The following is a 16,248-nucleotide window of genomic DNA, read 5'->3' as shown; positions in this document are numbered from 1 at the left end:
AATGGATATGAATTATGGTTGCCCTTCAAGTATTCAGCTTAGATAGCTATTCACGTCCAACATAAACTTCGCAGTCGATAAAAACTCTATTGAACAACCTATTACTTCTTTTATCTAAAAAAATTGTTGGCTGTTGATAACTCTTAAGGATAGTAAGCGTACTATTATCTTTTAGTTTAAACTTCATATTTTTAGGAAAATGTTCTTCAATTAAGGTCGATATCATTTCATTGAAAATAATACCATTCTCAGGCACTGTCTTTATCCAAGCCACATACTGATATAACTTCAATTCCAGTCCTGCCGTTATAAAAGTTCCTGGCGACTTCACAAGAAAATACTCAACCCATGCTTTATCTTTTGGCATTTTACTTATAGCACCAGTCTCTCCAGCAGATAAATAAATTGGGGCACAATCAAATTCAGAGTTAAATCCCATCAAATTAAGATTCTTATTTAACTCATCTGATTCAACCTCACCAATTTTTAAAATATGGTTATCTAAAACCCTTCTAACTTCAAAATCTATAGACATAGTCATTAAATCCTACATTTATTAAAAATATTAAAAAAACCACAAACCTCTACTTAAGCAATGTAACAAAGTACAATAATTAAATGGAAACACCTCACTGTGATGCATAGAATAATTATGAGTTATCACTTTTATCATCATACTGTTCATAACCATTTAAGAACCTTCATTTTTAAAAATATATGGTTCTGCCTTCAAGTTCCACGACTTTGAGTCAAGACCGCATTTATATAATTTAATTTTTAGATCCGTAGCCCACTGCACGGCCTTCATCTTATTTTCTTGGTTCACACGAAGCCCTAAATAAGCTGAAACAATAGATTCTGGCCGAATATTTAGACAATCCAAGGGTCTTTCTTGATCCTTACTTCCTATATTTGTGCGATTAAATACATCTGACCCCACATTATATTCACCAAAAACGTGATCTCCATCAGGGTATCCGCAAATACTTTTTACAACTCTAACTTCCTCTTCATATGCCCAATCTAAAGATTTATGTAGAAAAGCTAATTTGTAAAACTCATAACAATCATGAGAGAATTTTATAGCCGTTAAATAATTACGTAAATCATTTGAATAAGACAGGCTTATCTCTTCAATAGGCTTATTAGACGTGTAAATTACATCACCATACTGAGCAGGTATAAGACATGTATCTGTATTACATAAACCCGCTTTCTCTGCATCTATCTCAAGCACAACACCTTGATGTGAGTCACCGTAATGAGCCCACATTAAAGAGTTTAAGGGTTGCCGAGTAAAAGAAAGCACTGCATATTTTGAGTGTAGCCTTGAACGCAAACGTTCGTCTGCATTAATATAACCACCTTCGAATGGGTCATTAAGAAAACGCAGTCCACTAAAACCTATTGAGGATTGGCTTATAATTTTCTCAGCAGAATCAAAAGGGACATATTTATATACTATCAAAGCTAAACCCTCATAAAAAATCTTAAATATGCTTTCAATTCATCAAATTCAATAAGTTATGTAACTCGATCATTTTAGATATATCTTTCTTATCTATTTCGCTCAAAATCTTATCTGAATTACGTTTTCCATAAAATCTGATTGCCGAGCTAGTTGAATTTGACACTTTCAACGCCAAATCCCAAGACTCTGAATTCATAGGGGAAATAGTCTGCTCAAAAACATTACGACCAAAATTATCACGGTTAAATATTGCAACTACTGTATCAGTCTTAAAGCTGTCAATTGCCATTTTATAACTTTCAGCAAAAATCCAGTTATCACCAAAATATCGTATTTCGTAGTAAAAAGAGACGTTATTACTGACTCCATTAACAACTGCTCTAATTTTATATGGTGAAGATAGATTCTCCCCTCTAGCTGAGATTATATAATTACCTTCAAAAGTATCTTTAGTTATTACCATTTCTGAAAGCAAAGGTAAAAGATCGGCGTTATCATTTAATTTTTTTAGGAGTTCTTTTAGCATGTTCAGTTGATTTTCGCTAAGTTCCTTCCCATTACTTAATATATATTTCGGTGCAGTGTCATGTTTTTTATAACCAACAATTTTCACATCGGAATCTTCTAATATAGACTCCGCCGTATAAGAAACATCCCCAACATCACCATATCGAGCAATCTCAAAACTTTTATCAAAACGATCATTTGTTGTTACATAATAATATGACTCACCATTTTCTAAGGTAACTGGCCAAAAGGAGTAGCCTTGTTTTTTTAAAATTGGTTTCGTAGTTATAAAATACCCTTTCATATCATGATACTTATCATAACTAAGCACATTTTTATAACACATGGCTGTTGATGTATCTGGGCAGAAGTTCGCGTAACCGAATTTTCTAAGTCCTTCTTTTTTAGTTATAAATACGAATTGCTCTTGATTAGCAGGAGAATATTGATTACCAGAACTTAATGGTGTCGGCGTCGAATTGCAACCGATTAAAATAAAAAGCACAATAACTGACATTTTTTTAAACATATAAAATTCCTTTTATTAATTATCTTAAAAACTTATATTGGTAAAATTTATATTATCCACAAACAGGTATTTCCAGTAGTGAATAAATTCAATGACGACCTCCACCCAATATCACTACTATCAGTGGCAAGATAAGATCGACAAGAAATTCACCCTAGCAAGTTTGTAGATCTTTAACCTTAAAATTTACTCGTCACCAGAGAAAAGCGCACTACCACTAAAGTAAATTCCACTTTGATCAGTGTTATTTCCATTTCCAAATGGGTAGCGAATACCTACCCCTAAATAATCTGAATTGATTGATAAATGAAAAAAATCGTAACCTAACTGAAAACTCTTAGATGTTGATACATAGCCAGCGTACAACCCATTTTGATGCTTAATCCCTAAATTAGCACCTAAAGATGTTTCTCCATCATGTTCACTACTACCCAAAGAAACACCTAAATATGGAATTATACTGGTCTTATCAAACTGATATTGATATCCAGAATTTATATCCCATGCTCCCATACTTATTGCAGATGATTTTTCACCATTATGGCAATGATATGGCTCACTTCCAGCATGACATCCATTGCTATCCGTCCCCCCTGAGTGAGCAAAAGCAGTCATAGGGACAGTGCAAAGTAAGCATGTAAGTAAGATTTTCATGTAATTCCTTTTTAGGTTAAGCTTTGTATAGAACTTATACGTTTCCAATCTTACTTTATTTAGCAAGCAAATAACATTAACACCCTCTATTTAATAACAAATAAATTATATTATTAGTTCGAGTATGGAATGATACCTCGCCACAATCCATAAGCTAAAATGTAAAAACAGTCATAGCGACCAAATAATCTCGCTATCCCTAAATCGTTATATCGTGCTGATCTCCATTTAGTTAAAGATAACTGTAATGGTTTAACCTGCTTCACTTTCTTCGCAGTTTTATGCTTTGCTGTTGATTTTCTTTCTAACAGACGCTTTGCCTTACTTCTACAGCAAAAAATGGAGCCTCATCAGTTTGAGATATTAAAGACTTTAGGGACTCTTGCTGATGCCCCCAACCATGACGGCTTAACTTGCATAGATGTGCTATAAATCATGTAATCTTACATCTTCAATCCCAATTTCTTTCCGCGACCTCTGTCACAGCGACTCTAACAATGAAATCGAAGCACCTTGTTTCATAGGAAAGAGTTCTGTATTAGCCATACATTGATAGCGACTTAATAATACCGAATACCTAAGGTATACAAACGAATAAAAAATGCGGGGGGATTTTTATACTTAATTTTTAGTAGCTTACAAGAGGGGCTGATGATTTGAGGAGGATTAAATTTCAGTACATGAAGTGGAACAAAAACACCGTAAAACTAACACATCCTCTTATCGACATCGCCGCCGTATTTACCCACACTTCCGGCTGGGTTATAAACTAAGCGCACGTCACGAATTTCGAGTTGTTTGACAAGATAATATTCGAGGCCACCGTGAAAGCTATAAACCTGACAGCGATAGCCATCTTCCTTTTCACATTCAGCGACTAAGGCTTTTTCTTGTTGCTCAACACCTTGATAAAACTCATTACCTACTTTGGACTCAAGCCCTGCCTTAATACGCTCGGTCACATTGGTGACATCTTCAGTCACATAAATGCGAGAACCGGGGGTTGCAGGTAATTCATCGGCAAATGTCTTAGCTAAAAAGCCATCTTGGAGCAGGTTTTTGTCAGGGGTAGAATTATATTGAATCGCACCATAGGCACAGTGATGATTCGTGACTACCAAGCCCTTTGGCGATACGAATGATGCAGTGCAACCGCCAAGGCTTATCACGGCATTCATCGGGAATTCGGTCAGTTTAGAAATTGATTTGGCATCAATTTCTAATCCCTTTGCTTTTAGCTCATCGGCCATCGCGGGTAACTGGTGGGGCTGCCACATACCTTCGTCCGCTTGAGCGCCAAAACTAGCGGCAACGGCAACTGTAAGTAACCATTTTTTCATTGTGTTAAGTCCGTTTTATGTGAATAAAGCCGCGCGCAAGCTAGGCTATTTTGTTGTCATTAATCGTCTATTGAAGGGCGAAAGACCCTCAACCTGATTGCCTTAAAACCTGTAAAAGCAAAAAGTCAGGCACAGGGCCTGACTTTATCACATGATACACAGCTTCCAACAGACTTTGACAAACTCGCTTACAAAGCAAATACATCTGAGTAATAGTACAGGCTCAACTTGCTTTTAAAACGGCTCAGATAATCACGCTCAATTAGAGCGCCACAAATAGCTGTGCACCAATAATAACTGCCCCTAAAAGGCCTGCTAACGCCAATGCCATCGAGCCACCAGCAACTTGATAACCTAATGCCTGAGGTTGACGCTGACGAAGGGCCATAGCGATCGGCAAAAAGACAATCATCACAACTAAAGGGACGGCCGCAAACCCCAGTACCGCCACAAAACCTTCGGGCACATATAGCGCGCACAATAAGGGTGGCACGAAGGTTAATAACCAAGTTTGAATACGGCCAAAAACCGTATTTTTGGCACGGGTCAGCTCGGCGACAAAGTCATACAAACTTAAGGTTACGCCAAGGAAAGAAGTAATTAAGGCTAAATCAGCAAATAATGAAATACATTTACTTATCCAAGGCGTGTGTGCAATTTCTTGCAAAGCGGTGACAAGGGCCGGTAACGATCCGTTAAAACCGCTAATCTCTGCGCCTCCCACTGTACCTAAGGTCACCAACAACCAAAACACATAGCAAGCCAATGGAATTGTCGAACCGATTAACAACACCTTGCGCAGTGAAACCACATCCCCATCTAAGTAGCGCACTAAGGTTGCAATACACACATGGAAGCCAAAAGAGGTGAATACCACAGGAATGGCCGCCATCCAACTGCTGGTCATAGACTCCGCAATCGCCCCCGTTGCCATACTAGCAAGACTCACTTCGGGTAATAAAAACAGCACCACAACCACGAGCAATAAAATCATCAAAGAAAATAGTAAGCGTGAAATCTTATCAACCCAAGCCACACCTAGCGCCGCAAATCCACCGAGAACCAATGTAAACAACAGTACTGCAACTTGGTTATCCAGCACTATACCGAACATATTTTGCGCTTTTAATACTAACAGGGACGAGCCCCCCGTCAGATAAGCTGCTGTTAGTGCGAACAATAAACTTAAAAATGATGCACCTTGGATAATCTGGCCCTTTTTACCGAGTAGCTTACCCGTAATGGCGTGCACATTGTCACCCACACCAGAGCGCAAATTGATTTCGAGCATTAACAACGAGGTATAAGCGGAAATGCCCCAAATAACCACCAGTAATAAAATTGCCGGAATAATCCCTAAAGCTGCAGTAGCTAAAGGCAAAGCTAACATGCCTGCGCCAATTGCCGTACCAGCAACAATGGCAATTGAACCGAGTATTTTTAAATTCACACAATCATCCTATTCAAGTTTTACTTATTATTTTTATCAATATTGTTGCATCGATTTGAAGGATAAAGCCCTGCGTCACTATGTCGTCATTAGATTAAAAGCGTCATAAAACTTAAAGCATCCAATCAGATCTTGATTAAACAGATCAATTGGCCCCAATAGCTTTTGAATATTTCAACTCAGTCGCCATTGAGGCTAACTAAATCGTTTGAAGAAAAGTGACGTGACTTTCAATGGTGTGACCCTAATAAAGTACCGATTAAATACATCGATAAAGAGATAACTTGGGACATTAACAGAGCCAAACCCAGTGGGCAAGCCAGTTATCAATAAAGCTGAATGGAATTTTGTATCGCAACAACTTAATCGCGATTGAGCAAACAAAAAATACAAAGTTATCAAATCCTCTTCATTATTCATGCTCATAGCGCCATAAATCACACTAAAGAGGAACTCAGGCGCCATTTACATCCCGCCCTTGAAACTCTGCTTCACTTCGCTATAATGCACGCCTCGCTTCGGGGGAGTAGCTAACTGGATTTCGAGCCATCGTTATCTAGGGTGAATATCAACATACTTGGCAACAGGCCATGGTATTCACAGCAAGTCATTGATTTGCCAAGCAAGACCTGAGCACAATAACCGCACCTAGGGGTGGACGGTCTATTGTGCTTATGTCTAAACCACCCCTAAAGGATCACACTTGGAAGCACTACTTGCCTCAACCTTTACGGTTGCTATCGCCGAAATTGGTGATAAAACTCAATTGCTTGCACTATTACTCGCCGCAAGATTTCAAAATAAAACCGCGATAATTTTAGGTATTTTGCTATCAACCTTGTTTAACCATTTTGCCGCAGCTTGGGTTGGTCAATGGGCCATCACTTGGGTAAACCCCGATCTTGCTCGCTATTTAGTTGCCGCCTCCTTCTTTGGCATTGCACTCTGGGTATTAATTCCTGACAAAGTGGACGCGGAGGAAAGTCGTTTTTATAAAATGGGGCCATTTTTAGCCACATTTATCTTATTTTTCATTGCAGAGATGGGAGATAAAACTCAGATAGCCACAGTGGTATTAGCCGCAAAATACGATGCCCTCGCCATGGTGGTTGCTGGTACAACTTTAGGCATGTTGATCGCCAATGTTCCTGTTGTGATTGCAGGGCACTTTAGCGCAGAAAAATTACCTATGCACTGGATCCATCGTGGCTGTGCTGTATTATTCGCTCTATTAGGCGTAGCAACACTGCTGTTTTAATGCTCGAACCATTCTATGGGATAACCCATCTGGTTTATCCCATAGAATGTCTCCCCCCACGACGCCACCTTGATTAACGCAAAGATATTTTTCTGACGGGTATCTAATTTATTCCCCTGAGATATTTTTGTGTATAATGCCATCAATTCATAAATTAATAATCTTACATTTCAACAACATAAGTTGCAGATGGAGTTCTAATGGCTATAAGGATATGCAGGGTAATTTGTACCACTATCACGATCACGCTTGGGTTAACGGCTTGCGATAATTCGCTTTCAAGCAAGTCAGCTAGCATCCCCACTCAAAGTGAATATCAGATTATTTCCACCGTCAGCCTCGATGATGGCTTTGAAACCCGCAAAGTGATGCAGGCGCGATTGCTGCTGGATTACCAATTACAAGATGAAGCAGGTAAAGCGGCCAGCTTAACGACGCCATTAACCCATAACGCCCGCTTTTTTCTCCAACCTAACCTGTTGCAAATAAGCGACTATGGCTTGCCTATTCCGGTGAGTAATATCGACCCTAAAAGCAAGTCCAATGAAATCGTGCAATTGGTTAAAGACGGCTTTAATGTGGAGTTCAGCAAGGGTGAAGTCCGTCAACTGACGCCCATCGCGAAGGCGGATCAAAAAGAGGTTATCGAGCTATTTGAGCACTGGACTAATCTTAAGTCACTGTTTGAACAGGCTCCAACTTTGCCCGTGGCGCTAGAGCCTAAGGTCGGCTATAGCATTAGCGCCCCCATGGACGCGCGCTTAACTTGGACGGTTGAGAGAGTGACCGAAGATAAGTTATTTGCGGTAGTACAAGGTGAAAAAGACAACTTTAAGGCCTATGGCAAGTTCGAGCTTAACCGCAAAACCGGTTGGTTAGAAAGCATGGCGTTTTTTCAACAGGAAGTGCAGCAAGGCAGTACTCTCACCCGCCGCATCGCCATGGCGCCCAAGGATAGCCCTTATATCATGAGCATGCTTTGGCATGCCGACGCTAGGTACGATGCCGAGCGTGATATAGATGATCTGCAAAAAGAGCTCTACCCGATTAGCGATGTTCCGCGGGAATATAAAGCCCATGATAAGGACTTTATAAAATCCTTATTAGCTGATCAGCAAGGTATTCTTGATAATATTGGCCCATGGGGCGCTGACACGCCAGAAGTGCTGCAATTGCGCTTTGTGCATAATATGAGCCCGCGATATGTGGTTGCTAATGTGAATTATGAAGACTTAGCCGCCTTTGATGCCAGCGGAAATCCGATAGATATTCACTTCTGGCAGCACAGCAAAGGTATGGCGATGAATTTCAACCGCTCGATTGAGTCTTCGGTGGATCTTATCGCCACAGGCTGGGACAACACCGCCAATAAACTTAAACAGATAGACCATATCACCGCCAAGCTGACCCTTATCCCTGAAAGCAATAAGATAGTCGAAAAATCGTGGGATGAACTGGTCGCCACTCCCTATACCTTTGGCGATGCGAGCCTCACGATTCAGGTGCTCAACGCCGAGGCAAAGCTATTTAAAGTCGTAACAAAGCAGAGTAAGACTAAAAACATTAATCTTCCTTTTCAGCAATTTAAAGGAAAGATGGCCGAAGCTCGTCGCGATGGTGATTATCCTAAATGGTTAACGGTGACAGATAAGGAACTGCTGGGGGAATTAATCGGTGTCGATGATCCTCATCACCTTAGCACCCGCGCCCTGCTACTTAAGCTAGATGAAATCCCTAAAACCGTTGTAATACTGGAGAGCCAACCACAGCCGGAGTTAAGCCAAACCAAGAACATCCGCTTTGTGACCTTTACCGACTACAACCAAAATCTGGCCAATCCCTTAAGCGAGTTTGGCGATTCGAGCCTCAATAACTTCCTCTATCAAAATCTTGAGCCATCAAACGCCGAAATCAGTGCGATCCAAGGGATAAAACCTGAGACTGAAAATGGCCATAATCTGTATATTCCTATGTCAGCCGCATTAGCGAGTGCCTGTAAACCTGAAATAGAACAAGGTTTTAAAGAGGGGAAACACGAAGTCACTTGGCTGTTTGAGCATAATGCCCCAAACGGACCAGCCTATACCCTGATGACGCCCGACCGCGAGCGGCAGTTTTTCTACGATAAACACATCCAAGGAAAAATCCATTGCCAAGGTGATATCAGTTGGCAACCCTTAGAGCAGGCAGCTAACCCACGTCCTTGGTTAATCGATTTACAAGCTTGGCTAACAAAAACCGGTTATGGTGACGAGCCGAGTAAAGATCTTAAGAACTACTTTAAAGTCGAGGATGCCCAAGGCAAATCCCTAACGATTCGACTGCCCGAAACCACCGAACTGCGGATTAAAGAGGTGCTGGTCGATGGCCGCTATTTGAGTGTTGCCGGCCCTGCCGCGAAGGTGAGTTATATGACGCTCTCTGAAAACTCCGTCGATATCCCCTATGAATTCACCTTTAAACCTTTGCCTTAAGGAGCGGTTATGCGTCTATTTACAGTAAAACGGCTCCTTGGAGCACTGGTACTTGTCAGTATCACTATCAGTACCAATGCCAATGCAGAAAACGTGCTACTCGATGAACATTGGAAGATCATCAAAAATAAAAAGTTAGCTCGCTATTATTTAAAGCAATCGACTGAAGTGATTGACGGAAATTATAAGGCCGAGATTTATTACAAAGACAACGATATGCTTTTCTGCGCCAGTTCCCTCGCCGATAACAATATCGGTAAAACACTCACCAGTGAACAATTCCGCGGTGCTTATCAATGTTACTTTGAGGATGGTAAGCCGTACGAGCAAGGCTTTCGCAATGGGCAAGGCCAACTTCATGGCTTGCTCAAAAAATATATAGCAACGGGCCAATTGTATGTTGAATCCCACTATGAAAATGGTGTGAAACAAGGCCCAGAAACAGGTTATTGGGAAGGTGGAAAGATCCGTTACAAAACCACCTATCAAGATGGTAAAGAGGTCGGCATAAGCGAGCTCTTTGATAGCGAGGGAAAGCTTAGGGGCAAGGTCTGTAATAGCGGCACTTGTGTTACTCAGTACTATGATAATGGCAACTTGCACCTCGAAACCCCAATGGTGGACGGGCTCACACATGGCAACGAAACAAACTGGGCGTTTGGTAAAATCATCTCGACCCAAGCTTATGTCAAAGGTAAGAAACACGGGGATTACTTCGAATATTTCGCTGATGGCAAGGTAAAGCGCCACTACCGCTACCACAATGACTATAAAGTCGGTGAACAGCTGGATTACTATGAAAATGGCCAGATAGCACAAAAGGAAATCATAGAAGCACCATGGAATGTGACCTTATCGATTAAATACGATGAAAAGGGTGACATGCTCAGTTCAACCGAAGAAAAACACCAAAACAACAGCTGGGTTTACCGTAAGCATCAACGCTTTAGTGACGGTCAACTTACCTCTAACATCGAAGAAGACAAGCTTAAAAAATGGGTTCTCAACGAAATATTTGAGCAAGGTGAGTTAATTAGCCGCAGCGAGCATATCGATAACCAATTGACCGGTTTATATCTGCAAACCCTAAACCGTAGTCAAACTGTAAAAGTGATTACCCGGGAATATTTTAAAGAGGGTAAGCGCGAAGGCCCCTACGAAATGCTGAAAATTAAGCATGAAACAGGGGAACAATGGCTGGCCGAGCAAGGCCAATATGCCAACGACAAGCCCTCAGGCAAATGGAAAAAACAACAAGAGGATGCCACCCTCACCTTTAGTTATGATACCCAAGGGGAACTCCATGGCGAGTTCCGCAATCAGACAAGTTCAGGGCAATTGCTTGAATTAATAAACTTTAACCATGGCAAACCCGAAGGATTAGTCCAACGCTATGCCACTGACGGCCAATTGTATGAAAAGGGCGAATACCGCAATGGGCAGCAGGATGGCGACTGGGTGTATACCCATGGAGAGTTCGGTTTCAACCCAAGGCCAAATCCTGAGAGACGTTATTGGTACGGTCGCTTCGACCAAGGTAAACAAGTCGGCCATTGGGAACTGCGTAATACCGAAGACTATTTGCTTGAAATTGCTAATTATGACGAGCAGAGCAGGTTTCATGGTAAACAATACGAGTTCAGGGATAATGGCTGGATACAAGTGATTAATAGCTACCATCATGGCAAGTTTTTAAATCAGGAAATACCGCCCCCGGTGATTACCTCGGACCATGTCTTCCCCATCTTTTAGTCTACGGTTTTTGAGTGTGCGACTTTTAGCTTAAGCCGCAGAGTTAATCCATTAATAAAAACCAAACCGCTGTGCACTGTATTGAGTGCACAGCACAGTAGGCAGCTCTACTACCATATCAATATTTTAAACATTGCTAAAATGACGAATACAGAAAGCAATCCCAGCCAGCCGATACAACGAGTCACCACTTCTGGTGACTTGGTATTGAAATGCGGAAAGAGGATAGCGCCAACGGATAACATAGGCACCAAACCGTATAATTTACCTATATGGGATGATGTAACACTCGGGAAAGGTGGGACAAACTCATATATAAGTATATAAACCCCATAGAGCAGTATCGCCATATAGGCTTGTCGATCTCGGTGTTGTTCAAATCCAAAATACAAAATCACAATCACAATCACACAAAAAATAACTATATTAATCAAATCACTACCTTCATAAATCGGTTTTTAGTTAAGGCTAGAAGATGAATCACTTCAGCATAATCATATTTATACCACCCTTAACGATAACCGTCGTAGGCAGACTTAGTTAAAATAAAAAACCTTAGCATCAACACCTCAACTGTAAAATCTAAAAGAAGTTTAATGCAAAGTGTGCCATAACCAGTGTCTATACTAACGGCCTTTTTTTCGTTTAGGACACATTGCCTATGAAGACATTTATGAAAGACGAGTTAGCCCTACTACTGGGAATACTGACCTTAGTATTCTTTAAAAACGGTGGCGATAGCTTACTCGCCGATGGCACCGCCCTCTCGACCTATATCCCCGTTTCGCTCGCCCTATTGGGTATTGTAACTTGGGCTATTTTCTCTGTGGTACGCCACTCAGATGCGCTAGCGATTAAACTTGGCGATCCCTATGGCACCTTAATCTTAACTTTATCGGTCATTTCACTCGAAGTGGTGATGATCTCCTCCGTGATGCTGACCGGAGAACCCAATCCTGTCATGGCGCGCGACACTATGTTCGCCGTCGTCATGTTAATCATCAATGGTTTAGTGGGCTTTACATTATTACTGGGCGGCTGGCGTTACCATACCCAGCATTTCAATTTAGATGGCGTAAAATCCTATCTCGTGGCGATTATTCCCCTCGCCCTACTCTGTTTAGTGCTGCCCAATTTTACCGAAGGTGGCACTATCGGTGGCATGTCTAAAGCCATGTCTTGGATGCTGATCATTATTTCGATTCTGCTCTATGGCGTCTTTTTAGTGGTACAGACAAAGAGCCATAGCCATTTCTTTGTCGATGCCGATCATGAAGACCATGAGGAACACCACGGCATACTGCGCAGTAATGCTTACCATACGATTCTATTAATTGGCTATTTGTTGGTGGTCATCTTGCTGGCAAAAACCTTAGCTATGCCCATCAATTACAGCGTAGCAACCCTAGGCGCTCCACAGGCATTAGGGGGCTTTATTGTCGCCTGCTTGATTTTATCACCCGAAGCGGTAGGAGGCTTTAAGGCCGCGTTAAACAATCAATTACAGCGGGCGATGAATCTGTATTTTGGCTCAGTGCTCGCGACGATTGCACTCACAGTCCCCGCGGTATTAATTATTGGCAGCGTGATAGATCAAGAAGTCCATTTAGGCCTGTCACCCGCCGACATGGTGCTGTTAATCACCAGTTTAATGGTCTGTAAGGTCAGCTTTAGTAGCGGTCGTACCAATGCACTGCACGGCGCGACTCATATAGTGCTGTTTATCGTGTATTTGTTCTTAATGTTTGAACATGCCTAAACATTAACAGAAAACATCCTTCAACGGCCGAGAAGTATTTATTTTCTTCTCGGCTTTTGTTTTTTAGTGGGCTGAGGTTTTCGAATATACGGCAGTAAAAGAAACCCAAGCAGTAAACCACTAACTAATCCGCCAATATGAGCCGCATTGTCAACGCCACCCAAAAAACCAGAAACTACACTTGCAGTGACAAATATCGCTACATTGATACTTAAGATAAAATGAATTTCTTTAGCAAAAACCCGCTTCCAAACCCAAATCACTAATATCCCGAAAAGTCCCATAATGGCGCCCGATGCTCCCACACTTATAGTGGCATCATACCAACAGAGACTCGCAACACTCGCCAGAATCCCCGAGACTAAATACACCAACAACAATCGCCATTTACCCAGCAAAGGCTCAATAAAGGTACCGACGAAAAACAATCCGTAAAGATTCAGCACTAAGTGCGCTAAGCCGCCGTGGATAAAGCTACTCGTGACTAAGCGCCACCACTCACCCGCAAGTGCGTTAGGCCGAAAATTAGCCCCCCACTCAAGCAACAAATGGCTCTGAAAATGAATAACATGCGAGCTTGACCATGCCATAAAGATAAACACGAATGCATTGAGAGACATCAGTACTGGCGTGACCATAAAACCGGCTTTAGGGCGGATGAACTCAAGCCATGACTGTAATTCAGAGGTGGTATTCCGATGATCCAATTGTTTTGCTAATGCCCCTGAGTTCAACGCCACTTCATCCAGTTTGACCCGTCGCAACATCACATACCACACCAATGCTCCAACCAACAGCCAGCCGATAATCCACGCTAGTTTATGAACATTTCGCGCCTCAAAGGGAGTGAATGCTGGCATAAAAATAGTCCGATATTCAGCTTGGTAGCTGGGGCTGTTTTGTGCGGCAGAGAGCAAATCCGAATAAAGTGAAGAGGGGCCGAGACGATCTAGATAATTAAACGCATGGGGATCAAACTCGTCAAACTCGGTTTGTATACGTGTTAAGAACGCTTGAAATTGCGCTTCTTTTTCATCAGGTTCGAGTCGATTACTGATCTCTTCTTGGTATATTTTGCCATACCATGCCAGAGCGGGAGCGCGGTGGCTATCTGCCTCGCTCGCAAAAATGGGGATGGCGATATACAGCTTGATCGTTAGTCTGTTATTACTCCTACCTGTTACTTCAAAGCTACGCTGTAAACCGATTTGCGTTTTATCGATATAAGACCGTTTTAATTGATAAAACTGCGTCGGAGGGTGCAGCATGATTTCCTGTATCGAATCAAGCTGAGTTAACTTGCCCGTTACCGTCTTTAGGTATGCCTGAGCAATGATGGTAGGAACTGCAATATAAATTGAAGCAATTAGAAGATATATAAAGCGTGAATGACTGCCCGTAAAGTTAAGCAGTTTAAGCCTAGGCCGAAGGAAAAAAAACAACAATCCACCGGGAAGCAACAGAGGTAACCAAAAATACCCAAGGTCTTCATCTACATTAAATAATTGCAGTAAAAACCAATGGATAAGGCTATAGCCTAAAATAAATAATCCACTGAGATATAAAACAGGAAAATAAAGTAGTTGGCGTTTTTTAAACTCTAGATCCACACGCAATCATCCTTGAACACATCTTAAGTAAAGTAGTCACAAATCAGGAAAATAAACTAGGAAAATGCATTACCATTGACATGCATAATGGTAAACGTCCACACCACAAACGCTAATGGAATATGCACTAACGCATAGAAAAACTGATCGAGCCTTCCCATCCCTTTCGCCAACCAAATTAAGTACATATGTAATGCAATAATCAGAGGAAACAGCGCAAATAATGGGTATAACGCTACTGGGCTAGCATCCGCCAACACGCTATGACTGAGCAGCGCCCAACCCACCATAATGGCTGTCGTTATCGGTGGAGTGGCAATGCGGTATTGCTCTGGATAGGGAAACATCCTGCGGCCTCTACTTTTACTTTGTGCATGGATAGATTTAGGATCGGACAGGATAGCATACTACCACTTTTGAGCGATTATCTGTGCTTTAAAGCTCATACGATCCGAATGAGATTCACTCAATTGTCCTTCAAAGTAATGCAAAGGTTGCCAGTTGGCAAATGCTGATTTGAGTTCATGTTCAATCAATAAAAAATCCGGGTTACGTGGCCGCCCTATTTCAGCTTGGCGCCATGTAAAAGTTTCATAAACAACAAACCCTTTGGATTTAACACTTGCGGCGATCTGTGCCAGCAAAGGCCGATGTAAATAATTAAACACCAACACAATATCAAATGCTTCGACAGGCAAAATTGGTGCCGAATGGGCCTCTAAATCCCACTGAAGTTTATGCGCATTAGGATGCTCAACATACAAACGAGACAGATCGCTATCGACAAAAGTAACATCGGCTCCCTGTGCTAAGAACCACAGGCCATTACGGCCAGAACCGCAAGCTAAATCAAGCACATTCAAGCCCACTAAAGATGGCCAAGGGAATTGAGTTATTAATGCCGATGGCTTTAAAAGTGCACAATCTGTTTGGAGCATTAGCCTTTAATCTCTTTTTTAGTTTCAATTTGTCGACGATGCACAATCGAATAATGCCTGAGTCCAGCGGGACCATGGGAAACGATAACAGATAAAAACAAGACGAGTATAAGCAGCTCAGGTTTATAATTTGCGAGTGGTATAAACAAACAAAGCAAACCTAATTTAACCAAGGTTAACACACCCTTAAGCTGAATAAGCCAACGCCAATCCCGTACGACTTCCCAACACATCAATATGCTTCCTGTCGACATTGCAATATACCAGTAATTCAGCCACAGGAGTTTTTCTACGCCGAGTAATATTCCTCCCCCCGCACCGACAACACCAAGTATATGCAACGCCCTTAAGCTTGTTTTACTCAGTCGCTGTATCCAAAAACGTCTCTCTGACACATGATCGCTACGCATAAATTTAACCTTTAAAAATCATACAGCTAACATACTGGCAAAATAAACAATAAATTTCCACCCCAATTACTGGCGAAATATCACTTATTGCATAAT

The 16,248-nt window shown here is 41.6% G+C and carries 14 protein-coding genes and 1 pseudogene; 4 read left to right on the top strand and 11 right to left on the bottom strand.

Going from position 1 to position 16,248, the window contains the following annotated elements; genetic code table 11:
• Positions 1-46 precede the first annotated feature (46 nt).
• From MZ182_RS04275 to MZ182_RS04250, 6 genes and pseudogenes are all read right to left on the bottom strand, one after another.
• Positions 47-535 (bottom strand): hypothetical protein, encoded by a 489-nt coding sequence (locus MZ182_RS04275; protein WP_248066374.1) that lies wholly within the window; start codon positions 533-535, stop codon positions 47-49.
• A 156-nt stretch (positions 536-691) separates the two neighbouring features.
• Entirely contained in the window at positions 692-1,468 is a 777-nt protein-coding gene (locus MZ182_RS04270) for a DUF2971 domain-containing protein (RefSeq protein WP_248066371.1), read from the bottom strand.
• Positions 1,469-1,502: 34 nt separating this feature from the next.
• Positions 1,503-2,507, bottom strand: coding sequence for a hypothetical protein (locus MZ182_RS04265; protein WP_248066368.1), 1,005 nt, complete (start codon positions 2,505-2,507; stop codon positions 1,503-1,505).
• Positions 2,508-2,693: 186 nt separating this feature from the next.
• The gene (locus tag MZ182_RS04260) at positions 2,694-3,161 is read right to left on the bottom strand and encodes a YHYH domain-containing protein (protein WP_248066365.1); all 468 of its coding nucleotides are present in this window, start codon (positions 3,159-3,161) and stop codon (positions 2,694-2,696) included.
• Between the two features lie 713 nt (positions 3,162-3,874).
• Positions 3,875-4,501: pseudogene (locus MZ182_RS04255) on the bottom strand (S46 family peptidase); the annotation flags it as partial.
• A 262-nt stretch (positions 4,502-4,763) separates the two neighbouring features.
• Entirely contained in the window at positions 4,764-5,951 is a 1,188-nt protein-coding gene (locus tag MZ182_RS04250) for an aromatic amino acid transport family protein (protein WP_011918770.1), read from the bottom strand.
• 703 nt (positions 5,952-6,654) lie between these two features.
• Between MZ182_RS04250 and MZ182_RS04245 the strand changes: the two genes are divergently transcribed.
• The 3 genes from MZ182_RS04245 to MZ182_RS04235 all read left to right on the top strand — a co-directional run bounded on the left by MZ182_RS04245 (position 6,655) and on the right by MZ182_RS04235 (position 11,435).
• Positions 6,655-7,209 (top strand): TMEM165/GDT1 family protein, encoded by a 555-nt coding sequence (locus MZ182_RS04245; RefSeq protein WP_011790521.1) that lies wholly within the window; start codon positions 6,655-6,657, stop codon positions 7,207-7,209.
• 200 nt (positions 7,210-7,409) lie between these two features.
• The gene (locus MZ182_RS04240) at positions 7,410-9,683 is read left to right on the top strand and encodes a hypothetical protein (protein WP_248066363.1); all 2,274 of its coding nucleotides are present in this window, start codon (positions 7,410-7,412) and stop codon (positions 9,681-9,683) included.
• A 9-nt stretch (positions 9,684-9,692) separates the two neighbouring features.
• Positions 9,693-11,435, top strand: a complete 1,743-nt coding sequence (locus MZ182_RS04235; protein ID WP_248066360.1) for a toxin-antitoxin system YwqK family antitoxin — start codon at positions 9,693-9,695, stop codon at positions 11,433-11,435.
• Positions 11,436-11,545: 110 nt separating this feature from the next.
• Here MZ182_RS04235 and MZ182_RS04230 read toward each other — a convergent pair whose 3' ends face one another.
• The gene (locus MZ182_RS04230) at positions 11,546-11,869 is read right to left on the bottom strand and encodes a hypothetical protein (RefSeq protein ID WP_248066358.1); all 324 of its coding nucleotides are present in this window, start codon (positions 11,867-11,869) and stop codon (positions 11,546-11,548) included.
• A gap of 227 nt (positions 11,870-12,096) precedes the next feature.
• On the opposite strand from MZ182_RS04230, the gene MZ182_RS04225 reads away from it, so the two are divergent.
• Positions 12,097-13,194, top strand: a complete 1,098-nt coding sequence (locus MZ182_RS04225; protein WP_248066356.1) for a calcium:proton antiporter — start codon at positions 12,097-12,099, stop codon at positions 13,192-13,194.
• A gap of 38 nt (positions 13,195-13,232) precedes the next feature.
• Here the strand turns inward: MZ182_RS04225 and MZ182_RS04220 are convergent, their stop codons facing one another.
• The 4 genes from MZ182_RS04220 to MZ182_RS04205 are packed head-to-tail and all read right to left on the bottom strand — an operon-like array spanning position 13,233 to position 16,152.
• Positions 13,233-14,804: a rhomboid family intramembrane serine protease gene (locus MZ182_RS04220; RefSeq protein WP_248066354.1), complete on the bottom strand. Its 1,572-nt coding sequence runs from the start codon at positions 14,802-14,804 to the stop codon at positions 13,233-13,235.
• Between the two features lie 56 nt (positions 14,805-14,860).
• Positions 14,861-15,151: a hypothetical protein gene (locus MZ182_RS04215; protein ID WP_011790526.1), complete on the bottom strand. Its 291-nt coding sequence runs from the start codon at positions 15,149-15,151 to the stop codon at positions 14,861-14,863.
• 60 nt (positions 15,152-15,211) lie between these two features.
• Complete coding sequence (locus MZ182_RS04210; RefSeq protein ID WP_025008443.1) at positions 15,212-15,742, bottom strand: class I SAM-dependent methyltransferase; 531 nt, start codon at positions 15,740-15,742, stop codon at positions 15,212-15,214.
• Complete coding sequence (locus MZ182_RS04205; RefSeq protein WP_011790528.1) at positions 15,742-16,152, bottom strand: hypothetical protein; 411 nt, start codon at positions 16,150-16,152, stop codon at positions 15,742-15,744. Before MZ182_RS04205 ends, MZ182_RS04210 begins: the two co-directional genes overlap by 1 nt.
• Positions 16,153-16,248: the final 96 nt, after the last annotated feature.

It is taken from the genome of Shewanella sp. JNE2, from assembly GCF_023159115.1.
Taxonomy (GTDB): domain Bacteria; phylum Pseudomonadota; class Gammaproteobacteria; order Enterobacterales; family Shewanellaceae; genus Shewanella; species Shewanella putrefaciens.
This window is presented reverse-complemented; position numbering and strand designations above follow the sequence as displayed.